20 protein-coding genes and 1 tRNA gene are annotated in these 24,875 nt (G+C 57.0%); all 21 read right to left on the bottom strand.

The window, feature by feature from the left end; genetic code table 11:
• Positions 1–18: 18 nt before the first annotated feature.
• The 21 genes from ACFER_RS03705 to ACFER_RS03605 all read right to left on the bottom strand — a co-directional run bounded on the left by ACFER_RS03705 (position 19) and on the right by ACFER_RS03605 (position 24,822).
• A complete protein-coding gene (locus tag ACFER_RS03705; protein ID WP_012938088.1) occupies positions 19–1,788 on the bottom strand; it encodes a ShlB/FhaC/HecB family hemolysin secretion/activation protein in 1,770 nt (589 codons plus the stop codon).
• A 236-nt stretch (positions 1,789–2,024) separates the two neighbouring features.
• Positions 2,025–3,194 carry a molecular chaperone DnaJ gene (gene dnaJ / locus ACFER_RS03700; RefSeq protein WP_012938087.1) on the bottom strand — a complete coding sequence of 390 codons (1,170 nt, stop codon included), beginning with the start codon at positions 3,192–3,194 and terminating at the stop codon, positions 2,025–2,027.
• A gap of 22 nt (positions 3,195–3,216) precedes the next feature.
• Positions 3,217–5,070 (bottom strand): molecular chaperone DnaK, encoded by a 1,854-nt coding sequence (gene dnaK / locus ACFER_RS03695; RefSeq protein ID WP_012938086.1) that lies wholly within the window; start codon positions 5,068–5,070, stop codon positions 3,217–3,219.
• 52 nt (positions 5,071–5,122) lie between these two features.
• The gene (gene grpE / locus ACFER_RS03690) at positions 5,123–5,740 is read right to left on the bottom strand and encodes a nucleotide exchange factor GrpE (RefSeq protein ID WP_012938085.1); all 618 of its coding nucleotides are present in this window, start codon (positions 5,738–5,740) and stop codon (positions 5,123–5,125) included.
• 10 nt (positions 5,741–5,750) lie between these two features.
• Complete coding sequence (hrcA, locus tag ACFER_RS03685; RefSeq protein WP_012938084.1) at positions 5,751–6,791, bottom strand: heat-inducible transcriptional repressor HrcA; 1,041 nt, start codon at positions 6,789–6,791, stop codon at positions 5,751–5,753.
• A 109-nt stretch (positions 6,792–6,900) separates the two neighbouring features.
• Positions 6,901–8,034: a radical SAM family heme chaperone HemW gene (hemW, locus tag ACFER_RS03680; protein WP_012938083.1), complete on the bottom strand. Its 1,134-nt coding sequence runs from the start codon at positions 8,032–8,034 to the stop codon at positions 6,901–6,903.
• Between the two features lie 20 nt (positions 8,035–8,054).
• Positions 8,055–9,515 carry a nicotinate phosphoribosyltransferase gene (locus tag ACFER_RS03675; RefSeq protein WP_012938082.1) on the bottom strand — a complete coding sequence of 487 codons (1,461 nt, stop codon included), beginning with the start codon at positions 9,513–9,515 and terminating at the stop codon, positions 8,055–8,057.
• A gap of 75 nt (positions 9,516–9,590) precedes the next feature.
• Positions 9,591–11,003 carry an anion permease gene (locus ACFER_RS03670; protein WP_012938081.1) on the bottom strand — a complete coding sequence of 471 codons (1,413 nt, stop codon included), beginning with the start codon at positions 11,001–11,003 and terminating at the stop codon, positions 9,591–9,593.
• A gap of 169 nt (positions 11,004–11,172) precedes the next feature.
• The gene (locus ACFER_RS03665; protein WP_012938080.1) at positions 11,173–12,258 is read right to left on the bottom strand and encodes a flavodoxin family protein; all 1,086 of its coding nucleotides are present in this window, start codon (positions 12,256–12,258) and stop codon (positions 11,173–11,175) included.
• Positions 12,259–12,285: 27 nt separating this feature from the next.
• Positions 12,286–13,272: a Rossmann-fold NAD(P)-binding domain-containing protein gene (locus ACFER_RS03660; protein WP_012938079.1), complete on the bottom strand. Its 987-nt coding sequence runs from the start codon at positions 13,270–13,272 to the stop codon at positions 12,286–12,288.
• 28 nt (positions 13,273–13,300) lie between these two features.
• Positions 13,301–18,235 carry a phosphohydrolase gene (locus tag ACFER_RS03655; protein WP_012938078.1) on the bottom strand — a complete coding sequence of 1,645 codons (4,935 nt, stop codon included), beginning with the start codon at positions 18,233–18,235 and terminating at the stop codon, positions 13,301–13,303.
• Between the two features lie 225 nt (positions 18,236–18,460).
• A complete protein-coding gene (locus tag ACFER_RS03650) occupies positions 18,461–18,733 on the bottom strand; it encodes a helix-turn-helix transcriptional regulator (protein WP_012938077.1) in 273 nt (90 codons plus the stop codon).
• Positions 18,734–18,807: 74 nt separating this feature from the next.
• On the bottom strand, positions 18,808–19,629 hold the full coding sequence (locus ACFER_RS03645) for a MetQ/NlpA family ABC transporter substrate-binding protein (protein WP_012938076.1): 822 nt from the start codon (positions 19,627–19,629) through the stop codon (positions 18,808–18,810).
• Between the two features lie 119 nt (positions 19,630–19,748).
• Positions 19,749–20,999 carry an NAD(P)-dependent malic enzyme gene (locus tag ACFER_RS03640; RefSeq protein ID WP_012938075.1) on the bottom strand — a complete coding sequence of 417 codons (1,251 nt, stop codon included), beginning with the start codon at positions 20,997–20,999 and terminating at the stop codon, positions 19,749–19,751.
• Positions 21,000–21,014: 15 nt separating this feature from the next.
• On the bottom strand, positions 21,015–21,515 hold the full coding sequence (locus ACFER_RS03635; RefSeq protein WP_244830049.1) for a metallophosphoesterase: 501 nt from the start codon (positions 21,513–21,515) through the stop codon (positions 21,015–21,017).
• Positions 21,494–22,087, bottom strand: a complete 594-nt coding sequence (rdgB, locus tag ACFER_RS03630) for an RdgB/HAM1 family non-canonical purine NTP pyrophosphatase (RefSeq protein WP_012938073.1) — start codon at positions 22,085–22,087, stop codon at positions 21,494–21,496. Before rdgB ends, ACFER_RS03635 begins: the two co-directional genes overlap by 22 nt.
• Before the next feature lie 397 nt (positions 22,088–22,484).
• Complete coding sequence (locus ACFER_RS03625) at positions 22,485–23,129, bottom strand: coenzyme F420-0:L-glutamate ligase (protein ID WP_012938072.1); 645 nt, start codon at positions 23,127–23,129, stop codon at positions 22,485–22,487.
• A complete protein-coding gene (locus ACFER_RS03620) occupies positions 23,122–23,661 on the bottom strand; it encodes a hypothetical protein (protein WP_012938071.1) in 540 nt (179 codons plus the stop codon). The genes ACFER_RS03625 and ACFER_RS03620 overlap by 8 nt, the downstream gene beginning before the upstream one ends.
• Entirely contained in the window at positions 23,658–24,080 is a 423-nt protein-coding gene (locus ACFER_RS03615) for an acyl-CoA thioesterase (RefSeq protein ID WP_041666094.1), read from the bottom strand. Before ACFER_RS03615 ends, ACFER_RS03620 begins: the two co-directional genes overlap by 4 nt.
• 159 nt (positions 24,081–24,239) lie before the next feature.
• Positions 24,240–24,314: transfer RNA gene (locus ACFER_RS03610), tRNA-Arg, on the bottom strand.
• A 73-nt stretch (positions 24,315–24,387) separates the two neighbouring features.
• A complete protein-coding gene (locus ACFER_RS03605; protein ID WP_012938069.1) occupies positions 24,388–24,822 on the bottom strand; it encodes an Rrf2 family transcriptional regulator in 435 nt (144 codons plus the stop codon).
• Positions 24,823–24,875: the final 53 nt, after the last annotated feature.

Here is a 24,875-nt window from a genome sequence, read left to right as displayed (position 1 = left end):
CCGTAAAGTTTCGTTCCATCAGAAGTAAACGCCGCCGATCAGCCAGAAATGGCCGTTCTTGTGGCTGGTGTCGCTGACCGGTTCTTCGGCCCCCAGTCTCCAGGCATAATCCGCCCGGACGAACCAGTCCTGATACCGGGACCAGATCAGCCCGATGCCCACATCCTGGAGATTCCGGTGGTTCTTTTCTCCCGCCGGGGTCAGGCTGCTGTCGTGGTTCATCCACACGCCCCCATGCTCCAGGTAGAAGGCCATGTGCAGCTGCTGGTCCTGTTTTTTAAGGGGCAGCAGCCAGCGGAGTTCCGCCCGGGTCAGATAGCCCGTGTCCCCGGACCCTTCACTGGTGGGATAGGCCCGCAGGCCGTAAGGACCGCCCAGGTAGAAATGTTCGGACGAATCCAGGTTGGAGAAGGCGTACTGGCCCCGGGCGGTCAGCAGCAGGTACGTCCGGTCATTCATATTCTGCCGGCGCTGGATGTAGCCGGTGGCCTTGTGATAGGTGCCATTGGTCCGGTCGCTGCCGGCCAGCCACCGGGTGTAGATGTCGTCGGAATAGAAGGCATCGTTGGTGATGTTCCCCCATTTGTATTCCACCCGCCAGTCAGTGGCTCCCAGGGGGTCCTCGTCGTCCCCGTAAAGAGCCAGTACCCCGGCATCCCCGGTTTTGTCCCCATAGGTGGAATTCCAGATTTTCCGGTATTCGTCCTTGATGTCACTGTGTTCGTAGCGGATCCCGGCGTACAGGTTGTGCTTCCGGCTCCGGCGGATGGCATAATCCAGCCCAAGGGATGCCACTTTGGAATGGCCCACCCCGTCGTATTGGGCGAATTCATCTCCCAGATCGTAGCTGAGCACGTTATACCCGGCAGACAACCGCCACCCGTCCCGAATCACCGGCAGGGTGTAGTTCAGTCCCCAGTCGAACATCTTCCGGCCGGAGGTGGACAGGTTGGCGGTTAGATGATCCCCTTCGTGGGCCAGGTTCAGGAAGTCGTAGTTCACGGAATACTGGTTGTACCCCATGGACCGGCTGCCGTAGTTGCTGGCGGTGAAGAGCCCCTGTTTGCCCTTGTATGCATCCACATCCAGCACCACATGGACGCTGCCGGGCTGGGAGCCTTTCTGGAGGGTGGCCTTGGCATCGGCGCCGGCCAGGTCGGTGAGCAGCCAGACGGCCCGTTCCAGGTTGTCCCGGGTAAGGTATTTTTCCTTTTTCAGGAAGTTGGTTTCCCGTTCCAGGGCTCCCTGGTGGATGCTGGTGTGATTGTTGATGGTAAAGCCATCCAGGGTTCCCACGGTAACGGTGTATTCCACAATACCGTCATTGATTTTCTGTACCGGCAGATAGGCGTGAGCCACCAGATACCCTTTGCCCCGGAAGTACCGGGTCAGAATGTCGGCTCCCTCCTGGAGGTCTTTGAAGGTAAGCAGCTGGCCTTTTTTGTCCGCCAGCAGGGCCTGGAGTTCCGGTTCCGGGATCACATCCTGCCCGGTGATCCTGAAACCGTTCACCTGGACTTTCAGGGTATCCGGGAGATCCAATTTGGGCCGTTCCGTTTCTTCCACCGCGATCTGCCCGGTGGCCGCCGCAGCCCGCTGGGCTTCTGCCCGGGCCCGGTTCCGGGCTTCGTTCTGCAGCATGGAGGCATCACTCTGCCGCTCACGGACATTCCGCAGGGCCGCAGCTTCTTCCCGGCTGGGTGCTGCCCCGGCCACCGCCGCAGGCAGGACCCCCAGGCTCAGGGCAATGGCCGCCCCGATCATCGGATTCCAATGTTTTCTCATCATCCTTACTCCCCTCAGTTTTACTGTAAACTTTTCTGTAATGAATAGTCTATCCATAGTATACACTTGTGTTTCTCAAAATTCTTTTCTCTATTATACAAGAACTATTATTGTATATCTATATTTTTTACAAGATTTTTAATCGAATTACAGATGTTTGCATTTTTGTCACAAAGAAAAAGGAGCTGTGAAGAAATGAGGATTCATTTCTTCACAGCTCCGTATTTCCCTGCCCTGACTTACTTGAACAGGTCCTTTATTTTGTTCAGGAAACTTTTTTCTTCCGGGTTGATGGCGGTCCCGCTGGCTTCTCCAAATTTCCGGAGTGCCTCTTTCTGGGTATCGCTGAGCCCGGTGGGAATCACCACTTTGATCCGGACCATCTGGTCGCCCTTCTGGCCCGTCCGCAGGGATACGATCCCTTTGCCCTTCAGACGCAGGATCTTGTTGGGCTGGGTTCCTTCCGGAATCTTCACCTTCACCTGGCCATACAGGGTAGGAACTTCGATTTCCGCCCCCAGGGTGGCCTGGACGATGTTGATGGGCACTTCACAGGTTACGGTGGTGCCTTCCCGTCCAAAGAACTTGTGGGGTTTCACGTACAGGTATACGTACAGATCCCCAGGCCGTCCGCCCCGGATCCCGGCTTCGCCCTCGCCGGCCACCCGCAGACGGGAACCATTGTCCACCCCGGCGGGAATCTTCACCGTCAGGACTCTCCGTTTCTTCACCCGGCCCTTGCCATAACAGTCCTTGCAGGGATGGGTGACGATCTTGCCGGTCCCATGGCATTTGGGACAGCTCCGGACATTGACCACCTGGCCAAAGAGAGAATTCTGGGTAACCCGGATCTCCCCTGTACCATGGCAGTCCGGACAGGTTTCCGGCGTGCTGCCGGGGGCTGCCCCGGAACCATGACAGGTTTCACATTCCTCTTCCCGGTTCACGGTCACCTTCTTCTCCGTACCAAAGGCCGCTTCCTCAAAGGTGATCTGGGTATCCATCCGCAGGTCAGCCCCCTGCCGGGGGCCATTGTCGGCCCGGCGGCCGGCGCCCCGTCCGGCACCTCCAAAGAACATATTGAAGATGTCGTCCATGCCTTCTCCGCCGCCGAAACCGCCAAAGCCCTGGAACCCGCCGCCGAAGGGGTTGCCGGCACCAGGGCCGGCCCCTCCGCCGTTCTGGAAAGCGGCATGGCCGTACTGGTCATAGGCCGCTCTCTTCTGGGGATCGCTGAGGACACTGTAGGCTTCATTGGCCTCTTTGAATTTATCCGCTGCTTCCGGATTGTCTTTGTTCAGGTCAGGGTGATACTTCCGGGCCAGTTTGTGGTAGGCCTTTTTCAGTTCATCGGCTGTGGCGTTTTTGGAAACGCCCAGCACCTCATAGTAGTCTCTCTTCTCTGCCATCCGTATCTCCCTCTAGGAAAGCTTATTTCTTGTCGTCGTCAACGACTTCCGCATCCACTACGTCGTCGTCGGCTTTCTTGCTTTCGTTCCCTGCATTGGCACCAGCGTTGGCATTGGCACCGGCAGCACCCTGGGCAGCGCCCTGATTCTGCTTGTACAGTTCAGCGCTCAGTTCATACAGAGGTTTCTGCAGGGCTTCGGTATCGGCTTTGATCTTGTCGGTATCGTCGCCTTTCATGGTTTCTTTCAGGGTGGCGATGGCGTCCTGGACCTTCTTGATCAGGTCGTCATGGCCCTTGCCGTTCATGTCTTTCACGGTCTTTTCAGCCTGGTAAATCAGGGTATCGGCCTGGTTCTTGGCTTCCACGGCTTCCTTCCGTTTCTTGTCAGCGGCTTCGTTGGCCTGGGCTTCCTTCACCATCTTGTCCACTTCTTCCTTGCTCAGGCTGCCGGAAGAGGTGATGGTGATCTTCTGTTCCTTGCCGGTACCCAGATCCTTGGCGCTTACGTTTACGATACCGTTGGCATCGATATCGAAAGCCACTTCGATCTGAGGCACCCCCCGGGGAGCTGCCGGAATGCCGGACAGTTCAAAACGGCCCAGGGTCTTGTTGTCCGCAGCCATTTCCCGTTCGCCCTGGAGTACGTGGATATCCACAGAGGGCTGGTTGTCGGTAGCCGTGGAGAATACCTGTTTCTTGGAGGTGGGGATGGTGGTGTTCCGGTCAATGATCTTGGTCATCACACCGCCCATGGTTTCGATCCCCAGGGACAGAGGCGTTACATCCAGCAGCAGGACGTCTTTTACATCCCCAGCCAGCACGCCGGCCTGGATGGCGGCACCCATGGCCACACATTCATCCGGGTTCACCCCGTGAGCCGGTTCCTGGCCCATGGTCCGTTTGATGGCTTCCTGTACCGCAGGGATACGGGAAGAACCGCCCACCAGCAGGACCTTGTTGATGTCTTTGGAGGTCATGTTGGCATCGCTCAGGGCCTTGTTCACGCAGACGATGGTCCGGTCAACCAGGTCGCTGGTCATTTCATCGAATTTGGCACGGGTCAGATCCAGGTCCATATGCACAGGGCCGTTGGGGCCTGCAGAAATGAAGGGCAGGTTGATGTTGGTGGTCAGCATGTTGGACAGTTCGATCTTGGCTTTTTCAGCCGCTTCACGGATCCGCTGCATGGCCATCTTGTCGCCGGTCAGGTCGATGCCGTTCTGTTTCTTGAATTCATCGCACATCCAGTCCATGATCCGTTTGTCGAAGTCATCGCCGCCCAGATGGGTATCCCCGTTGGTGGATTTTACTTCGAACACGCCGTCGCCCAGTTCCAGGATGGACACATCGAAGGTGCCGCCACCCAGGTCATAAACCAGGATGGTATGGTCGTCGGATTTGTCAATGCCGTAAGCCAGGGCTGCAGCCGTGGGTTCGTTGATGATCCGTTTTACATCCAGTCCGGCGATCCGGCCTGCATCCTTGGTGGCCTGACGCTGGCTGTCGTTGAAGTAAGCCGGTACGGTGATGACGGCTTCGGTGACTTTTTCACCCAGATACCGTTCCGCATCGCCCTTCATCTTTTCCAGGATCATGGCGGAAATCTGTTCCGGCGTGTAGTCCTTGCCATCGATGGTCACAGTGTATTTGGTGCCCATGTGCCGTTTGATGGAGCTGATGGTCCGTTCCGGGTTGGATACAGCCTGGCGTTTGGCCAGCTGGCCTACCAGTCTTTCCCCGTTTTTCGTAAAGCCAACCACGGAAGGAGTCAGCCGGCCGCCTTCCTGGGTGGTGATAACCGTAGGTTCGCCGCCTTCCATCACAGCGACTACGGAGTTGGTGGTCCCCAAGTCAATACCAATAATCTTAGACATAATGAATTCCTCCTGTCAAATCTGGAATTGTCAATCGTTCAACACGTTGTTTTCAGTCATTGCGGACAACCCGCACCTTGGAATGACGGATGACGTCATCACCGATCTTGTAGCCCTTTTCCAGGACCAGGTCGATGCTTTCATCCGGCAGATCCGGGTTGCTGCCCTGCATTACGGCTTCATGGATCTGGGGGTCGAAAGGCTTGCCTTCCGCCGGGATCTCTTCGATGTGCAGGGTCTGGAGTGCCTTTTCAAACTGCTTGTGGATCATTTCCATGCCTTTTTGGATGGCCGCTCCGTCTTTGCTGGATTCCATACTGGCTTCCGCCCGTTCGAAATTGTCCAGCACCTTCAAAAATTCCCGGGCTACCTGACCGGTTACATACCGGCCCAGCCGTTCCCGTTCTTCGTTGTTCCGTTTCCGGAAGTTGTCGAAATCCGCCTGCAGCCGCAGGAGTCTGTTCTGCAGGTCAGCGATCTGCTGTTCCTGCCGGGCGATTTTCTCGTCTTTGGGATCAGGAGCCGCTGCTTTTTCGTCTTTTGCCTCAGCCTGGTCAGCTTCCGCTGCCTGGGCCTTTTCTGCGGTTTCTTCTGCCGCTGCCTGGGCTTTGGCCGCTTCTGCCGCTTCCGCCTGGGCGGTTTCTGCGTTCTTCTGCTGGTCCTCTGTCATTGGTCCTCCCCTACTTTTCATCCATTTTATTCATGACCACCCGCAGGTAGTTGTGAAGGTAATCCATGACGGAAATCACCTTCCGGTATTCCATACGGGTCGGTCCCAGGACCGCCAGGGTCCCTACCACCTGTCCGTTGAGACGGTAGGTGGCCTGGATCATGCTGCAATCCTGGATGCCGGAAAATTTGTTCTCGCTGCCGATGGTCACCTTCAGGCCCGAGTCCTTGTCGGCCATCAGCATGTCTTTCAGCATCTGCTCTTCCTCCAGCACGCTCAGCAGCTCCCGGATCCGTTCCGGATCCTTGAATTCCGGCTGGCTGAGCAGCTGTTTGGTGCCGCCCAGGTACATCTTGTTCTCTGACTGGCCGCTCCGCATCTGTCTGACCACCTGGATCAGAGAAGCATACAGGGCTTTGTCCCCGGCCAGGGCATCCCGGACGTCTTTCAGGATCTGGTCTGTGATATCATTCAGCTTCATCCCATGGAGTTTGTTGGTGACTCTCTGGGCCAGGGTGTCCATTTCCAGGCGGCTCATGCCGGCCGGGATCTGGATCACACTGTTGTCCATCCGCCCGTCATTGGCCACGATGCACAGGATGGCCTGGTGCTCGTTCAGGGGCAGGAAGCGGAGATAGGAAAAGACGCTTTCGCTGTCCTTGTTGGCCAGCACCACGGACACGTTCTTGCTCATCCGTGACAGGATCTTGGCGGTGGACTGGAAGATATCGTCGATGCTGTGGACCCGTTCCCGGAACCAGCTGTTGATCAGCGCCACATCATTGGGCGCCAGGGCATCGGGCTTGGCAATGGAATCCACATAGTACCGATAGGCAGCCGCCGACGGGACACGGCCCGCCGAAGTGTGGGGCTGCTCCAGATAACCCAGCAGCTCCAGGTCGGACATTTCGTTCCGGATGGTTGCCGGGCTGATCCCCAGATTGTATTTCCTGGCGATGCTGCGAGATCCTACAGGCTCCGCCGTTTCAATATAGTCTTCAATGATCAGTTGAAGAATTTTTTTCTTGCGGTCACTCAGCACTGTAATCATCTCTCTTCTGGATTGTTAGCACTCTAATTATTGGAGTGCTAACATCTAAGTGTAAAGATACACCTCTTTAGTCAAATTGTCAATAGTTCTTAAAAAAATATTTGCCTTTTTACAAAAATTCCTCAAAGGCCAGATTTCCGTACCGCATCCCCTGTTCCGTCAGCCGGATCCGGTCCCCTTCCCGGGTGATCCAGCCCTGTTTCCGACAGTGGGTGAAACCTTCTTCATATATATGGAAGAAATCTTCTCCCGTCCGTTGGGTGAATTCTTCCAGAGACAGGCCCTTGACGGTGCGCAGGTTCATAAAGACCAGCTCCGCCCGGCGGTCTTCGCAGGTGAGGATTTCCCGTTCCGGCGGGGCTTCCTGGAGATAGGCCTGGAGATTCCGGGGATTGGTCTCCCGGATTTTCCCGTCGAACCGGCAGGCGGCTGCCCCGAAGGCCATATAGGGATCGTAGTGCCAGTACACCTGGTTGTGCCGGGATTCCTGGCCGGGACGGGCGAAGTTGGAAATTTCGTACCGGTGGTACCCGGCCTGGGGCAGGGCCTCCATGAGAAAATCGTACATGGTCCCGGAAGCATCTTCCGAAGGAAGCAGGGCTTTGCCTTCCCGTACCTGTTTCGCCAGCAGGGTCCCCTCTTCCACCGTAAGGCCGTAGACGGACACATGGTCCACCCCGGTATCCAGCAGCCGTTCCAGGGAATCCCGGACGGTTTCCACCGTCTGGCCGGGATAGCCGTAGATCAGGTCTCCGCTGATCCGCCGGAAGCCTGCCTCCCGGGCCAGGGCAATGGCTTCTTCCGCCTGTTCCGCCGTATGGATCCGGCCCATGGCGGCCAGTTCTTCCGGCTGGAAGGACTGGATGCCCAGGCTCAGCCGGTCGAAGCCCAGCTGCCGGTAAAACCGGAGTCTTTCCCGGTCCACCGTCCCCGGATTGGCTTCCAGGGTGGCTTCCGCCGGGTGCTGCCAGAAGCCCCGTTCCTTCAGGGCGGTGACGATGGCCGCCAGATCCTCCAGAGGCAGCACGCTGGGGGTGCCTCCGCCGAAATACACCGTGGCCGTGGGCGAAACCGGCAAAGCCGGCGTCCAGGCGGAGATTTCCTCCACCAGGCGCCGGGCATAGTCGGTCATGATATGGTCGTTGTAAATCTGATAAGAAGCAAAATCGCAGTAGGCGCATTTATGGACACAGAAAGGGATGTGGACATAAAGGGCCTGATAGGATTCCCAGGGATGGGACATGGTGTTCTCCTTTGACCGTCTTATTTCCCCTTCTTCACATCTTCCAGCAGGGCCATCTTCATGGCATAGTACCGGGGACTCATGTCCAGGAAATGCATGTGGGGATTGCTGAAACGCTGTTCTTCGGGCCAGATTTCGTGATTCAGCTGTTTCCGCACGTACCGGCGGATTTCTTCCAGGGACGGGGACGGATGGATCCGTTTCCCTTTTTCCAATACCAATTCCTGGAGTTCCCGGAAGGTGCAGTCCCTGAAAGTCATCTTCTTCCAGGGCCGCTGGGTATCCACAAAGGGAAACTCGGCGCTTTCCCGGGGATCTTCGTCCTGGAGGGTCAGGAGGTCCGCGATGGCATGGCCGGTTTTGTCATACACTCTCCAGGCCCGTTTCCGTCCCGGGTTGGTGATCTTTTCGAAAGTCTCGGAAATCTTGATTTTGGGAATGATGGCTTTGTCTTTGTGGACGGCCACCAGTTTGTACACAGCCCCGAAGACCGGATCACTCTTGGCGGTGATCAGCCGTTCCCCTACCCCGAAGGAATCCACACAGCCCCCCTGTTCCAGGATGGAGCTGATGGTGTATTCGTCCAGGGAGTTGCTCATGACGATGATGGCATCGGTAAGACCGGCATCGTCCAGCATCTTCCGGGCTTTCTTGGAAAGATAAGCCAGGTCCCCGGAATCGATCCGGATACCCTTCAGCCGTTTGCCCATGGGTTCCAGCACTTCCTTGGCCACCCGGATGGCATTGGGCACCCCGGAATCCAGTACATCGTAGGTATCCACCAGGAGGATGGCGTTGTCCGGATAGATTTCCGCAAACCGCTTGAAGGCGGTATATTCGTCATCATAGTACATGACCCAGCTGTGGGCCATGGTTCCGCTGACCGGGATGTTGAACATCTGGCCGGCCAGGACGGTAGCGGTGCTGTCGGCACCTCCGATATAAGCAGCCCGGGCACCGTAGACGGCCGCATCCATGTTGTGGGCCCGGCGGGCACCGAAATCGGATACTCCCCGGCCCTGGGCAGCCTTCACGATCCGCTGGGCCTTGGTGGCGATCAGGGACTGGTGGTTGATTTCGCACAGGATGGCGGTTTCCACCAGCTGTGCATCCACCAGAGGGGCGTATACCGTCAGCAGGGGTTCATCGGGGTAGATGACGCTGCCTTCGGGCATGGCATACACATTCCCCCGGAACTGATAGGTTTCCAGCCACTGGAGGAAGGGTTCGCTGAACACGTGGAGGCTCCGGAGATAGGAAATGTCTTCAGTGGAAAAATGCATGTTTTCCAGGTAGTCCAGCACCTGTTCCAGACCGGCGAAGATGGCGAAGCCCCCTCCGTCCGGATTGTTCCGATAAAATACATCAAAGGACACATAGTCGTCCCTGTCCCGTTTCTTGTCTTCAAAATACCCGTTGGCCATGGTCATTTCATAGAGGTCAAACATCATGGACAGATTGCGTGCATCAAATTGTTTCATGGGTCTCCGCCTTTCCAGGTACAGTATTTGTTACCCATTGTACCACAGTTTCCCCGTTTTCGGAAAATTAAATTTTTACCACATTCCCAGGACCTTCCCCCACAGGCAGCCCACGCCGCCCCAGATCAGCAGGGACAGCAGGGACAGGACGAAGCCGATTTCCCACCAGCGGTTCTGGGACACATACCCGGCACCGAAGAAAATGGGTGCGGGACCGGAGCCGTAATGGGTCAGGCATCCGAACAGGCTGCTGAACCAGGCCAGCACATAGGCGGCCATGGTGGGCGGAGCCCCGGCACTGGCCATGACACTGAGAAAGGCGGCATACATGGCGCTCACATGGGCGGTACTGCTGGCAAAGAGATAATGGGAGTAGAAATACACGGTCCCCAGGATGGCCATGGCCACCAGGCCGTTGGATCCGGATACCAGGAGCCCCATTTCCCGGCTGAACCAGGGAATCATCCCTTTGGTATTCAGGAACCCGGCTTCCATCACCAGGATGGCGAACCAGATCAGGGTATCCCAGGCGGCTTTTTCACTTTTCACATCATCCCAGGTAAGCACGTTGGAAAGGAGCAGCAGACACAGGCCCAGCAGGGCCGTAAGGGTTTCGGTGAGCCCCAGATACCGGCCCCCGGCCCACAGGACGATGAGCAGCAGGAAAATGGCGGCCATGGCTTTTTCTTCCTGTTTCAGGGGCCCCATGGCATCCAGTTTTTTCCGGGCCAGGGCCGGGGCTTCCGGAGTCTCCTTCAGTTCCGGCGGGTTGATCTTGTAGATTACCAGAGGATACAGCACCAGGGACAGCAGGGCCGGCACGCAGGAAGCCGCCAGCCAGCCGCCCCAGGTCATGTTCACCCCCAACAGGTCGCTGGCGAAGCTGACAGCCATGGGATTGGCGGCCATGGAGGTAAGGAACACGGCGGAAATCACCACATCGCACTGGAACACCACGGGCACCAGGAAATTCCCCAGTTTGTTTTCCGTTCCCTCTTTGGGGTCGGAGCCGAAGGTGGTGTTCAGGGATTGGACAATGGGGGCCAGGATGCCTCCGGCCCGGGCAGTGTTGCTGGGCATGGCGGGAGCGATCACCAGATCACTGGCAATGAGCGAGTAGGCCAGGAACAGGGGCTTTTTCCCGAACCGTTCCACAAAAAGATAGGCGATCCGCTCTCCCAGACCGGTCTTCACGATGCCCCGGGAGATGAAGAAGGCCACCACCACCAGCCAGATGGTGGGATTCCCGAAGCCGCTGAGGGCTTCTTTCAGAGTAAGGGTCCGGGCCAAACACAGGCCCACCATCCCCAGCAGGGCCATGACCCCCATGGGCAGGGGTTTCAGGATCAGCCCCACAATGGTGGCGGCAAAGACGCCGAACACATGCCAGCCAGCCACTTTCAGATCTTCCGGCGGAGGAACCAGGAAGAAAAGGGCACCCAGGAGTCCGCAGAAGATCAGTTGTTTCCATTTTTTCGACAGGGTCACGGTTTGCAGGCCTTCTTTCTCGGATAGTTGCCGCTGCGCAATGGACAAAAAGAAGCTGTCCCGCAACAGCCGGTTACAGCTTCTTATTGTACAACATTTAAATTGTTTTAAAAAGGGGGACACAATCTTCGCCGTCCGGACATTCTGCCAGGACGGTGGATGATTCCCCTTACTGTCCGATTCTTTCGGCCATTTCCTCCACCCTTTGCTCCAGCCCTTCATTCTGCAGGATGCTGCCCGGATCGTTGGCGGTTTCCATCAGGGCAAAATGGGGCGGCAGGATGAAATGTTTGTTGCAGTTCAGGGCATCGATCACCTGTTCCGCCACAATGTCTCCCCCGCTGTAACCGCTGACCACCAAGGCAAAGATCCGCTTTTTGGCGAACTCCCGGAAGTCGGTCCGGAACAGGGCGGTCATCCGGTTGAAGAAGGCCATGATGTTGGCACTGACCGCATCATTGTAATTGGGGCAGGCAAAAATCAGGGTATCGCTTTCCCGGATGGCCGGATATCCTTCTTCCACCATGACCCCTCCGTAGAAGCAGTCCCCCTGTTCTCCAAAGTGGAGACAGGCTTCATAGCTGCAGCCCCGGCAGTCCACCACGGTGCCGTTCCGGAGGCTCACTTCCCGGATCAGGGCCCGGTCTTCCATTTTTTGCCGGATCAGGCTCCACAGCAGCAGGGTGTTGGAGGTCTTCCGGCTGCTGGCGTGGAACAGGGCGATCCTGTGCCGTCCTCCTTCCGGTGCCGGTGCCCCGGTAAAGGCCAGGAGTTTTTCCACCAGCCGGTCCACGGCGTTTTCGTAGGCCTCCTGGTTGCCGATTCCCTGGATTTTGGCCCGGATGTTGAAATTGTACAGGGAACCGGTGGCTTCCACCAGGGGGGCTCCCGGAAAGGCGCAGCCGGACCGGTTGGCCATGAAGATCATTTCCCGTCCGGCCTTTTTGGTGAACAGTTCATCTTCCCCATCCACCACCACGCTGCCCACGCAGTTTTCCAGACAATGGGGGTGTAGGGAAATGTAGGCGATGACCCGGGCAAAGCCCACACTGATGCCGCCCCGGGCCAGATTCACTGCAAAGAGCAGCTGGTGAGGCCCCGGTTCCGCAGGACCGCCGGCCGGAAACAGCCTGGCAAAATCACTGACCCGCTCCACCACCTGATGGTGTCTGCCTGCCAGGGCACGGGCCAGGGCCCTGTCCACCCGCCGGGTGGTCCCTTCTTCCTGCCAGCCCATTTTGATCACATAGAACATACCAATCCCTTCCCGCTTTTCCGCCGGTTATTTCATCCGGCACAGATTCAGATAGGCGTGGCGGATCCGGTCATACAGTTCCGGGCACAGGGCCGCGTCTTCATATTCGAAGCCTTTTTCCGTGAGGCGATTCTTCATGCCCAGGAAGGCGCCTTCCTTTTCATCCCCCAGATACAGGGATCCGTAATGCCAGGCGCCCCGAAGGGTGAGCAGGATGGAAATGGCCGCACTGGACAGGGCCGGAGCGATGTAGGGCTTGTACCCCAGCTCCCGGACCGCCAGATTGCAGGTGACGGTTTTCCGGGTCAGTTCCCGGGACAGTTCATCATTGTAGTGCTCCAGGCTGTCGGCGATCACCAGGTCCTGGCCATGGGGCCCGAAAGCCCGACCTTCGGTAAGGTAATGGGCCAGCCGGGGATCCTTTTCCGCATAATAGCAGGCCCGGGCGTTCATGACCCCCAGCCCGTACCCCTGGACCTGCCAGGGAGCCAGTCCGGAACTTTCCAGGAAGGCCCGGCACAGGTTGTCCACTGGGTCGGAAACGATGCAGGCCAGCCCCTTATAGTCCGCCTTCCGGGCCAGATCCCCGAAATGGCGGACCAGCTCACTGTTGGCAGCCAGCTGCACCATCCGCATGTCGCCTTTGGCCCCGATGGGCGGAGTCCCTTTGGTGGCACAGAAAATGAACACGTCACAATCGAACAGTCTGTCTTCGGTGACCATATCCACCGGCGGCAGCACCTGTTCTCCTTCTGCAAAGGGATAGCGGATCTGGTTGATTTCGATTTCCAGCCGCTGGAGGTTCTTTTCGTTCAGGTCACAAAGGCCGATGGAAGCGATTTTATCCGCTCCCAGGAGCCGGAGCCCGATGAGCATGGTCCGCCCCACATCCCCCAGGGCCAGGATATGGACCCGGTTCTTTTCCTTCAGGGCCGGCCGTCCGGCCAGGGACAGGGGCTGATCCACCCCCGCTTCTTTGGGCAGATCGCTGATGTGATGCCAGTTGTTTTCCATAATTCAGTTCTCCTTTCCAGGGGACGGCTCATTCGCCGCCCCGGTTCCGGTCATACAGTCCGCTGCCCGCTTCTCCCCAGCGCAGCCGGACCAGCCGTTCGATATCGTTTTCAATGAACCGGGTGGGATCCATGTTGGGATCGAATTTCACCCCGATGTCCATATCCGGGATCCGGAGTACGGAAATCACTTCTCCCAGCCGCTTCAGGGTCAATCGTTTTTCGTACAGGGCCTGGTATTCGTCCTGAAGGGTCTCCATGATCAGTTTGGCGTTCTGGAGACAGGTGAGGGAATACTGATAGGCTGCGTCCGCATTCCCCTGGCAGATGAATTCGGGTTTTACATAGGGCAGGATCAGATTCACGGAAGGATTCCGGTCGTACCCGCTGTAGTTGTTGGCATTGTCGATGCTGTCCCCGCCAATAAAGGGATAACAGTCCCTTTCATTGAGCCACAGTTCCAGGGAGGGCAGGAAATAGGCGCACTGGCACCGGTAGCCCTGCTGGGCCATGAGATCCATGGCATAACCGGTCATGACCCCCACCAGCACTTCCCGGACATCCACATTGTTCTTTTTCAGGTAGGGGGTAAGCATCCGCATCCGGTGGCCCTTTTCCAGCAGGTCATCGATGAGGATCACCGGCCGGTTGAAGGACCGGATGGTCTTTACCTGGTTGTCCACGGTGGCGTAATGATGGGCTTCCGCCAGGGTAAAGCCCTTGACGGCCCGGTTGAAGTACTTTTCGATGTGGAGAGCCTTGGTCACCGTATTGGGCACCAGCACATCGCTGAGGGCCTTGCCGAAGGGGACGGACATAAAGGGTCCCCGGCGCTTCTTGGGATCTTCCAGGGTGGAAACCCCGTTGAGCCGGGCCACTTTCTGGATGATCCGGTAATGCATGGCGCTGGTGTTGAAGGACAGGATCAGTTTCCCCGGATACAGCTGCCGGAGCACGGCCAGCAGGTTGTTGTGGGCTTTGTCCAGGGCTTTCTGGACCCGCAGGTTTTTGTTGAAGGGATTCTTGATGGTGGTTTCCACATCCCGGAACAGCACCACCGGAGAATTGATGTGGGCCGCATAGAGCGGGTGTTCCGACCCTTCCGGGGCGATATCCACAAATCCCTGGCGGACCAGTGCGGCGATGGCCTTTTCATTGTATCCGGAAGGGTCCACCGGATGGTAAACCACGTAGGTGAAATCCCGGTTCAGCAGCTCCGTCATCATTTCCGTCAGCAGGATCTGTCCCGGATGGGAAATGGAGCTGTCCCCGCTGACGCAGAAGTAGCCCAGGGAGGCAATGCGGCCGGCAGCTTCTTCCCGGATATGCTCGGCCACCCGGGGATCCCGGAATTCCATCAGGAGGCTCCGGGTGGACACCTGATGGACGGCGCCGAATGCCGCCAGACTGTCCCCCCTCTCCCCGGTATCCACATACTGGGTATAGACCCGGGGCTGCCCGTTTTCTCCTTTCCACTGGAGATACTGCTGGAGCACCGGATTGGCCCCGGGATTTCCCAGGAGATTCTGGAGGGCCGGCAGCTGGGCCCAGGTCCGGGGCTGGAATTCCCCGATGCCGATTTCCCGGGCTTCCAGCACATGTTTGTAGGCCGGTTCCCGGAGATACAGGTTGTTGGCATAGATGAAGTTCTGGGCCACCGGATCGATCAGGGCGGAAATGTCCCGGTTCTGGTCGATATTCTCCCGGATCCGGGTGGAGCTCACATCCTCGAAAAATTTATCCAGCTTCAGATGGAGGATTTTTCCCCGGATCTGCTGTTCTGCCAGTTTCTTCTTCTGGACGGCTGCCGGGGCATCAGTATACCAGTTGGCATTCTCCCGGGTCTCCCGTTCAAAGATGATGTGATTCAGGGAATGGATGGAATCCGGAGACGGTTCCAGCCGGTAGGCGGAGGCGTTTTCCACCACATCGGACCCCACCGCCAGGTACAGGTCCTTGTGGGCAAAGACCTGCTTCAGCTTCCGGATGTCTTCCGGGTTGGCGATGTTCACGGACAGGTTCTCCGAAAAAGGATAGATATCTTCCATGTCCGCCACGGACATGTTCATGATTTTCCGGCGCATGAGCCGGGGCTGGGTATGCTTGGACCAGGAAAATTCGTCCAGGGCCAGGTACACCACAAAACCCAGATCCCGGATCCGTTTGGCCACGGCCTTGTGACCGCTGCTGAAGGGGTCGAAAGTGCCGGGGTAGAAGCAGACTTTCTGCTGCCTGGGAAAGACGAAGGGTCCATGGAGGGTCTCTTCCTGGCCCATGTACCGGTACAGGTGGTTAAGCACCCCGGCATTGGTGTAGAAATCCAGCATGTTTTCCGTGTTTTCGTTGAGCAGCACCCAGATTTTCCGGAAGCTGTGGAGGAACAGAAAACTTTTCCGTTCCGCCGGCATCCGGGAACTGGAAAACACATAGGCCGCCAGACTCCGGAAAGCGTCCCGGCTCAGTTCCTTGTTGTAGTGGGCATAGGCCCGGAGGATGGCGTAAAGCAGCCGGAGCTGCCGCTGCTGATTCTTCTTTTCTTCCCGGGGAAAGCGGCTGGAGAAATCCTGGAAATTCTCCAGGACTACTCCCATGGTATTCACCGCCGCTCCCGCCAGCTGGAAATTGGTGGAGTCGATTTCTTCCCGGAGAGACCCCAGGAATTCATCCAGTTCATCCGGCAGCAGTTTCAGGATCATCTTGCCCAGGTATTCCGGCACGTATTTGGTGATCTGGAGGTCGCCGATTTCCAGTCCGTTGAACAGTTCCACGGCCATTTCGTTCCGCTGGGCCCAGGTCATGGAATCGGCGATCCGGAGCAGAGCCTCCCCGGCTGCCTGGCGCACCGCCAGATATTCGCTGACCTTCACCAGATTGCACAGGTGCATGCCCAGATGCATCACATTGCCCTTGTCCTGCTGCCGGAGCAGGGCATGGCACATCAGGTGGATGTTGGCGATCTTGATCAGCCAGTGGATGCCGCTTTTCAGGTCTTCCAGGAACAGGCTGCTTTCCTTTTCCGCGAAAGCCCGGGGATCTTCCGGCAGATCCATGGTCCGGAGCAGCCGATGGACAAAGGCATCTTCGTCCCCGGGCCCGCCGAACAGATGATGGTACCCGTACAGGGCTCCGATCCGCACAATGGAGCTGGGATCCCGGTACCCGTTCTGGAGGGTTTTCTCCACCGCCTGGCGGAAGGATTCCGTCAGGTCTTCAGGACGGAGGGCCAGCAGGGCCTGGAGCAGGATCATCTGCTGCTCCGCCGTTTCCGCCGGTTTCTCGTACCAGGGCTGGAGGATTTCCAGGTAGAGAGCGGTGGGATGTTCCTCTTCTGCAATGTTGGCCAGGGCCGTCCCCACCCGGTGATACCGGGTGGCCAGCACGGAACGGACAAAGGGACCCAGGCAGGATCCGATCCGGTTCTTGTGCTGCTGGGTGTACCGGAGTCCCGGATCGATGATCTGTTCCAGGTACTGGCGGAACAGGGTCCGGTTGGTGATTTTTTTCCGGGGCAGCAGCACTCCCTTGGGCAGCTCCTTGGTGTACCGGTCGTTGAAGTTGGCCACGATCTTCCCCATCAGTTCGGCGGCCTGGACCCGGATATCCTCTTCCTGATGGCTCAGCAGCTCATACAGGAACTGGAGGGTCATCATTTTCTGCCGTTCCGTCATGTAGGTGGAATATTCTTCGAAGATACTGATGTAGGCCCGGAGGTTTTTCCAGTTGGGTTCGCTGCGGGCCGCTTCGATGAGATTCCCGAAATCCCGTTCGCTGCGGAAGATGCTCATGAGCCGGATGTTGTGGGCAATGGCGGCGTATTTCAGCTGCCGGACCACTTCCTGGCCCTCCATCAGCACCTTTTCCTTATGGGGCAGGATCCGTTCCCGTTCCGGAGCCAGGGCAAAATCCACCGGCAGATCGGTGGTGACCCCCAGTTCTTCCATATAGGCTTCAAAATCCACCAGTTTCACATAGACTTTCTGGTACCGCTGGCGTTTGGCCCCGTCCACATCATCCAGTTTGCTGAGAATCACATCGAAAGCTTCCCGGAGGGTATAGAAATGGATGATTTCCCTTCCCTTTTCATCCCGATAGCTTTTCACCCGGAAATCCGCATAGATCAGCAGCAGGGATTCCACGGACAGGTTCTCCAGTTCCAGATCCCATACAGAATGGTTGGCGGCGATGTGCCCCATCTGGGGCACTCCTTCCCGCTCGCAGAACACGTCCGTATAGTAATAATGGAGGTAGGGAACCCGCTTTTCCTCGTCCTTTTTACAGCCGTATTTGCCCATGTCGTGAAGGGCCGCCGCTCCGGCGATCAGGGCCACGTCCACGGGCACCCCCCGGCGGTGGAGCTGCCGGGCCATATAGACGGCCACATAGGCCACTCCCCCGATGTGACCCAGGGTGTTGTAGGGGGTCACTTCCGTCCCCAGGCGCATGAATTCGTAGAGGTACAGGTCCCGGACCAGGGTGCGGAACCGCAGATATTCCCGGGTGCAGTGCTCCTGCCGGATTTCACGGGCGGACAGCAGTTCGATATTCCACCTGGGATCAAAGGGACAGTAGAGCTTTTCGTAGTGGTACAGCCCCCGGAGAATCTGGAGCAGCAGCCGACGGCCGGCCTGATAGCAGATGGCATCGGCAGCCGGTTCCGGTTCCGTGGTTTCCGGAAAGATTTTCCGGAGCAGGGTCTGGTAGCAGTCCATGAGCCATCCTCTGGGTGGCTCATCAGCCAGGGAGGGCAGGAACCCCCGGAAAATTTCCAGCACCACCCCGGCGTTGAACCGTCCCTGGTCATCCAGGGCGTTTTCCAGCAGCGGGCAGGCTTCCTGGAGCCGGCAGGACCGGATCTGCCCTTCCATCTGTTCCCGGGTGAATCCCAGAACCTGGCAGAAATCCGGATCCAGAAGGGCCTCCTGAAGGATTTCCCACAAAGAGGCAGTGTTTATGGTATTGTTCATAATGGATCTCCCATAATAAATCTAAAAATTCCGTTAGTGACAGTTCCATTATACCACGGGGGCGGTTAAGGGGTTAAGGGGTCAGGCGCGGATCCGTAGGGGCGGCAGGCCCGGCCGCCCGCCAAAGCAGCAGTTGTACGTATATTTTGCGGGCCTCCCGGCGTGAGGCCTCTACGGGTTTGCGCAACTAAAAAGGGGGTGTGAAAAAAGTTCACACCCCCCTGTTTACCCCTTCTTATGCGCCTCCACCTTTTCGTCGAACATGAACTGGAGATTCAGCCAGGCGGCGGCGCTGATTTCTGTGGCTTCTTCCAGTTTGCTGGCCAGTTCCAGATCCACCGGGATTTCTCCAGCCAGGAGCTGATCCACGGTTTCCAGGGGTTTCCCCAGTTTGTGGGCGAACTGGGCCGGGGTCATCTGCCAGTCATCCAGCAGGTCTTCCAGGTAGGAACCGGGGTGGAATGCAGTGCCGTCTTCATAAACAATGGTATTGGACATGATGGATAAGGCCTCCGAAGTTTTTCTTTCAGTATAGCAAAAGAGGTGTTGCCGGTGCAACACCTCTTTTGTCATCAGAACGCCGGGATGATGGCGCCCTGGTATTTTTCTTCGATGAATTTCTTCACTTCCGGGCTGTTCAGAGCCTTCATCAGCTTCTGGATTTCCGGACGGTTTTCGTCCCCTTTCCGGATGGCCACGATGTTGGCATAAGGAGAATCCTTGGCTTCGATGAACAGGGCATCTTTGGTGGGATTCAGCTTGGCTTCCATGGCGAAGTTGGAGTTGATCACGGCCAGATCCACATCATCCAGGGTCCGGGGCAGCATGGCGGCTTCCGCTTCGGTGATTTTCAGGTTCTTGGGGTTGTCCACAATGTCATTGGCGGTGGCCAGTACCCCTACCCCTTCCTTCAGTTTCAGCAGTCCGGCTTTTTCCAGGATGGCCAGGGCACGGCCCCCGTTGGTGGGATCGTTGGGAATGGCGATCTTGGCGCCGTCGGGCACGGATTTAATGTCTTTGACTTTCTTGGAATACACGCCCATGGGTTCAATGTGGACTTTGCCCAGGGAAACCAGGGACAGGTTCCGGTCTTTGCAGAACTTTTCCAGATAGGGCAGATGCTGGAAAAAGTTGGCGTCGATTTCCTTGTCGCTGAGGCTCAGGTTGGGTTTCACATAGTCGGTGAATTCCACCACCTGCAGGTCAACCCCTTCCTTGGCCAGGATGGGTTTCACTTTTTCCAGGATTTCCGCATGGGGAACCGGAGAAGCCCCCACCTTCAGGACCACTTTCTTGTCTCCCCCTGCGGGTTTGCTGCCGGTGGAGCTGCCGCATCCTCCGGCGATCCCGGCCAGGGCCAGGAGCCCGGCCAGTACCAGTGCCAGTTTTTTCATCGTTTTTCCTCCCTTTTTTGCATTGACTGGATTTTCAGCAGTCAACGGCCGTTGACCGCTGACCGTTGACACAGGGCGGGTATCCGCCCGTCAGCCGATTTTTCCGCTCTGGGGAAAAATCAGGCATTCCAATTCCGTTCCACCCGTTCTGCTGCTTCTTTCCGGATGTCTTCGGGATCCCGTCTGATCCGGGCAATGCCCTGTTCCATGGCAGTTTTGGCCACGGCGGCGGCAATGGCCGGAACGATCCGCCGGTCAAAGGCGCCGGGAACCACATAGTCTTCCTTCAGTTCGTCGTCGGCGATCAGACCGGTAATGGCCTTTACCGCCGCCACCTTCATTTCTTCGGTGATAGCGGAAGCCCGGACAGCCAGGGCACCACGGAAGATCCCCGGGAACACGCATACGTTGTTCACCTGGTTGGGCGCATCGCTGCGGCCGGTACCAGCTACGGCAGCGCCGGCCGCCTTGGCTTCTTCATAGGTGGTTTCCGGCACCGGGTTGGCCAGGGCGAATACCACGGCATCCTTGTTCATGCTCTGGATGATTTCTTTGGTGAACAGCCGGGGAGCGGAAACCCCCAGGAGCACATCAGCCCCTTTTACGGCCCCTTTCAGATCCCCCTGGTAATGATCTTTGTTGGTGACGCTGGCCAGGTAGGCGGTTGCCATGTCCATATCCCCGGGACGGCCTTCATACACAGCCCCATGGACATCGATCATGGTCAGATCCTTCACGCCCAGACGCACCAGCAGTTTGCCGATGGCGGAACCGGCAGCACCGCAGCCGTTGACCACAACCTTCACCTTGCCGATGTCTTTCTTCACATAGCGGAGAGCCCCCATGATGGCCGCACAGGCGATGATGGCCGTACCATGCTGGTCGTCATGGAACACGGGGATTTTGCACCGTTTGATCAGTTCCGCTTCAATGGCATAGCATTTGGGGGAAGAAATGTCTTCCAGATTGATGCCGCCGAAAGAAGGCTGGAGCTTTTCCACGATGTTCACGAATTCTTCCGGATCCTTGGTGTCGATGCAGATGGGCACGGAATCCACATCCCCGAATTTCTTGTACAGTACAGCTTTCCCTTCCATAACAGGCATGGCGGCTTCGGGACCGATGTCCCCCAGGCCCAGTACCCGGGTGCCGTCACTGATGACGGCCACCATATTGCCCCGGCAGGTGTATTCAAAGGAAAGATCCGGGTTCTCTTTGATTTTCCGGCAGGGTTCCGCAACCCCTGGAGTATAGGCCAGGGACAGGTCGTGACCATTTTCCAGGGGCACCTTGCAGCGCACCTCCAGTTTGCCGTGGTTTTTGGCATGGAGTTCCAGTGCCTCTTTGTTCAGTTCTTCCGTATTTGCCATTTGTTGGCTCCTTTCCTATTCTTTCAATTCCTGCACTTCGAATACCGGTTTTTTCCCTGCTTCCAGGGTCAGGATGCCAAAGCTGGGCACTCCGTTCCGGGGACGGCTGGGACTGCCGGGGTTGATCAGCAGGATCCCGTCTGCTTCCCGGTTCACCGGTACATGGATGTGGCCGAAGACCACCACATCCGCCTGTTTCTCTTCTCCCCAGTACAGCAAACGGCTCCAGTCATTGTACCGGACGTACCGGTGGCCGTGGGTCATGGCCAGGGTGAACCCCAGCTGCTTTGTCACCAGTTCCGCCGGAGCCCGGTCTTCATAGCTGTCACAGTTGCCGCATACTGCATACACCGGAATGCCGGTGATTTCTTCGATATACGGGGCATCCTGGCTGTAGTCACCGGCGTGGAGCCACAGATCCACTTCCCCCGCCTGGTCCAGTACCTGTTCCAGGGCCTGGAAATCTCCATGGGTGTCACTGACCACGCCGATTCTCATCGGTTCATTTTTTTCCATTGATTTACCAGCTTCCGAATGGCCTTGGCCCGATGGCTGATGCCATTCTTTTCTTCCATGGTGGCCTCTCCCAGCGGTTTGTGGAGTTCTGTGGACCAGAACAGGGGGTCATAGCCGAAGCCATTGGTCCCGTGGGGTTCGTGGAGCAGGATCCCGTCACAGATCCCGGCACTTTCCACCAGGATCTTCCCTTCCGGATTGGCCATGGCCAGAGCGCAGAAAAACCGGCAGTTCCGCCGGACCTGCATCTTCATATTGGCCAGGAGCAGTTCGTTGTTTTCTTCATCGGTGGCCTCTTCCCCCGCATAGCGGGCGGAACGGACACCGGGTGCCCCTTTCAGGCTCAGGACCTCCAGCCCGGAATCATCGGCCAGGCAGATCTTGCCAAGGACCTTGGCATAGTACCGGGCTTTCAGCCGGGCATTGGCCGCAAAGGTCCGGCCGGTTTCTTCCGGTTCGGGCACCGGGGCATAATCACTGAGGCAGGTAAAGGTGATGCCGAGTTCATCCATCAGCGACTTGAATTCCTCTACTTTGCCCAGGTTATGGGTTGCGATTACAACTTCCAACATCGTTTCACCTACCTTTTCTATAACTGTTATTGTACCTGTTATGGGGGGAGAAATCCAGAGGAAAAAGTTCCCTGACGGGAACTTTTTCCTGTCACTGGTCCGATTGTCACTGGTCACTGGCCGATGGAAGCCGGCATACGCCGGCCTTGAACATTTTATTTCTACAAATTCCCAGTTTCTTCCAGGCGCACAAGATATGCCCGGATGCGCGAAAGCGCGGAATTTGGTTCGTGGCATAGTACCCCCGATTGCTTCCCTGAGCGTCAGAGTAGGTCAGATGCGTGAAAGGAGGGATTTGGAAGTTGGGCATAATACACGGCGGTATATACCCGGCTTCCAAATCCCTCCTGACAAAGCAGATGGCCTGCTATGGCGCTCAGGGGTTATGCGTTAGCCCTTAGTCGATATAATTCTTGATCACACAAATCGGCGTCTTCTGGCTGTCGTTCCCGAAGGGGTTGTCGATGAGGATCTTTTCCACCTTCCGGGGATCCACGCCTTTGGTGCAGCCCAGGCAGCAGGACCGTTTCAGGTCGTTGACGTCGGCCACGGCAGCCCCGAAGCAGCCCAGTCCTTCCTTGATGCTTTCAGACACCCGCACCGGATTCTTGGGGCCCAGGACGATGTGTTTGTCATAAGGGGGCATGGTACCGGTGATGTCATCGATGAGCCGGGCCTGTTCGCCGCCCAGCTGATAGAACACCCCGTTCTTTCCCAGGCATTTGGCGAAGAAGCCCACCACCACGGCGAACAGCACTTTCAAGGTGCCGGATTCATTGAGCAGGCTCTGCATGGCGGACCAGTTGCCGATGCTCCCGACACCCGGGAACAGCTGGCTCAGGACCTTGGCCGCAAAGGAAATCTTCAGGGTTTCCGGACGGATGGCCCGGTTCTGGGTAATGGCCACCACACTTTCAGCCACACAGACCACATCCCGGGGACCGATCTTGTCGCCGCCGAACTCCCGGACAGCGTCCACGATATTGTCATGGACCGTCAGAATCCGGGTGGGAATTGGAATGATTTCATATTTCTCAGCCATTGTAGGCACCCCCCGCCATTTTTTTCAGTTCATCGGCAAATACCGTGAAGAAGAATTTCCGTACATAATGGGCTTTCCGGCCCACGCCGCAGACGAAAACGGCTGCATCCATATCCACCATCCGTTTCAGGATTTCCCGCATGTCCCGGCCGTTCCGGGCGTGGAGGGTGAGGGTAACGATGAGCTTCCATTCAGACCATTCCTTCAGCACCAGGGCTTCAAAATAATGGTCGTCCCGGCGCCGGTCGCTTTTTTCCACAGTGCCTTCGCACCAGGCATCCGGGAACTGTTCCTGGGGCAGGTAGGGCCGGACGAAGCAGTCGGTGATGGCAGCGCTTTCGCCGCTTTTGTTCCGCAGAGGCACTTCAAAGGACAGCACCGCCTTGTCGTGGTCCAGGCTTTCCAGTTTCAGGGGCGTCTTTTCCTCCATTACCACCCGGGTATCATCGGTGGGTTTCAGAGCGGCGTAGACGATCATTACCAGAAGGCCCAGTACGCACAGTCCCAGAATCAGCAAAATCACATTGATCATGGTTGGATCTCCCTTTCTTGTGCAGCCAGCTGCTGCAGTTTTTCATAATAAACAGGTGTCAGCCGTTCCACCTTCCCCTCCAGGTTCACAAAGGCATTCTTGGATGTGCCTTCGGCCAGCAGAACTCCGTCTTCCTTCCGGAGGATCCGATAGCTGAACTGGATCATGGCCCGGCTGCAGGCCTTGAGGGTGGTCTGGATTTCATACACATCGTCGAACCGGGCAGACTGCCGGTACTTGCATTGGACTTCCACGATGGGGACCATGTAGCCAGCTTCCTGAAGCTGGTTCAGGTCGATGCCCGCCTGTCGGAAATACGCCACCCGGCCCATTTCGAACCAGCGCAGGTAATTGGTATGATGGACCACCGCCATCAAATCGGTTTCTGAAAAACGCACACGATCAGTGATACTAACCACGGCATAACCTCTTTTCTCTCTCATGGAGAAGGAAACCTTTCCATGGATTGACAACTTGTTCATTATACCACTTTTTTCTCTTTGCGGCTTTCTGAAAAAAAGCCCGGGCAACAAAAAACCTCATACCCCGCTGACGCGAACTATGAGGTAAGTTTTGAATGGTACGCCCGAGTGGAATCGAACCACCGCACACGGCTCCGGAGGCCGTTGCTCTATCCACTGAGCTACGGGCGTGTTTACCGAACGAATGTTATTATAGCAGGGTTTCCTAAAAGATGCAAGGGATTTTTTAAATTTTCTTTTGGAATTATTGGCTGCCGATGGCTTTCTGGAGATCCCCCACCACTTCCGCCAGGGTATGGCCCCGAAGATCCTCCTGGAACTGCTTCTGGATATCCAGGAGCTTTCCATCCAGAGCCTGGTGGATGTTCCGCCCCACCGGGCACAGAGGATTGGGATTCTCGTGAAAGTTGAACAGCCGGTCTTTGCGGGTTTCCACCGCATCATACACATCCCGGAAAGTAATCTGGTCCAGAGGACGGGTCACTTCCACCCCTCCGGGTCCCCGGCGTACGGAAATCAGACCGGCTTTCTTCAGGTCCATCATCAGATTCCGGACAATCACCGGATTGCAGCCGATGCTGCCCGCCAGAAATTCACTGGTCACCTTGTGGTCTTTTCCAAAATAAGAAGCCGCTGCCAGGATATGGATGGCAATGGTGAATTTGGTCGATACCTGCATAACGAATCCCGTTCCTTTCTCTTATTGCTCTCATTGTACCAAAGGCTTCTTTT

The organism is Acidaminococcus fermentans DSM 20731, from assembly GCF_000025305.1.
Lineage (GTDB): Bacteria > Bacillota > Negativicutes > Acidaminococcales > Acidaminococcaceae > Acidaminococcus > Acidaminococcus fermentans.
Note: the sequence above shows the minus strand (reverse complement) of the source record. Positions and strands in the feature narration are given on the sequence as shown.

Excerpts from the sequence above, each read along its gene's own strand:
- ACFER_RS03645 (WP_012938076.1), bottom strand. The coding sequence starts at position 19,629 with ATGAAAAAACTGGCACTGGTACTGGCCGGGCTCCTGGCCCTGGCCGGG.
- rdgB (WP_012938073.1), bottom strand. The coding sequence starts at position 22,087 with ATGTTGGAAGTTGTAATCGCAACCCATAACCTGGGCAAAGTAGAGGAA.
- ACFER_RS03635 (WP_244830049.1), bottom strand. The coding sequence starts at position 21,515 with ATGGAAAAAAATGAACCGATGAGAATCGGCGTGGTCAGTGACACCCAT.
- dnaJ (WP_012938087.1), bottom strand. The coding sequence starts at position 3,194 with ATGGCAGAGAAGAGAGACTACTATGAGGTGCTGGGCGTTTCCAAAAAC.
- dnaK (WP_012938086.1), bottom strand. The coding sequence starts at position 5,070 with ATGTCTAAGATTATTGGTATTGACTTGGGGACCACCAACTCCGTAGTC.
- ACFER_RS03705 (WP_012938088.1), bottom strand. The coding sequence starts at position 1,788 with ATGATGAGAAAACATTGGAATCCGATGATCGGGGCGGCCATTGCCCTG.
- ACFER_RS03620 (WP_012938071.1), bottom strand. The coding sequence starts at position 23,661 with ATGATCAATGTGATTTTGCTGATTCTGGGACTGTGCGTACTGGGCCTT.
- ACFER_RS03650 (WP_012938077.1), bottom strand. The coding sequence starts at position 18,733 with ATGTCCAATACCATTGTTTATGAAGACGGCACTGCATTCCACCCCGGT.
- hemW (WP_012938083.1), bottom strand. The coding sequence starts at position 8,034 with ATGTCCCATCCCTGGGAATCCTATCAGGCCCTTTATGTCCACATCCCT.
- ACFER_RS03625 (WP_012938072.1), bottom strand. The coding sequence starts at position 23,129 with ATGGCTGAGAAATATGAAATCATTCCAATTCCCACCCGGATTCTGACG.
- ACFER_RS03660 (WP_012938079.1), bottom strand. The coding sequence starts at position 13,272 with ATGGAAAACAACTGGCATCACATCAGCGATCTGCCCAAAGAAGCGGGG.
- hrcA (WP_012938084.1), bottom strand. The coding sequence starts at position 6,791 with ATGATTACAGTGCTGAGTGACCGCAAGAAAAAAATTCTTCAACTGATC.
- ACFER_RS03665 (WP_012938080.1), bottom strand. The coding sequence starts at position 12,258 with ATGTTCTATGTGATCAAAATGGGCTGGCAGGAAGAAGGGACCACCCGG.
- ACFER_RS03655 (WP_012938078.1), bottom strand. The coding sequence starts at position 18,235 with ATGAACAATACCATAAACACTGCCTCTTTGTGGGAAATCCTTCAGGAG.
- grpE (WP_012938085.1), bottom strand. The coding sequence starts at position 5,740 with ATGACAGAGGACCAGCAGAAGAACGCAGAAACCGCCCAGGCGGAAGCG.
- ACFER_RS03640 (WP_012938075.1), bottom strand. The coding sequence starts at position 20,999 with ATGGCAAATACGGAAGAACTGAACAAAGAGGCACTGGAACTCCATGCC.
- ACFER_RS03675 (WP_012938082.1), bottom strand. The coding sequence starts at position 9,515 with ATGAAACAATTTGATGCACGCAATCTGTCCATGATGTTTGACCTCTAT.
- ACFER_RS03605 (WP_012938069.1), bottom strand. The coding sequence starts at position 24,822 with ATGCAGGTATCGACCAAATTCACCATTGCCATCCATATCCTGGCAGCG.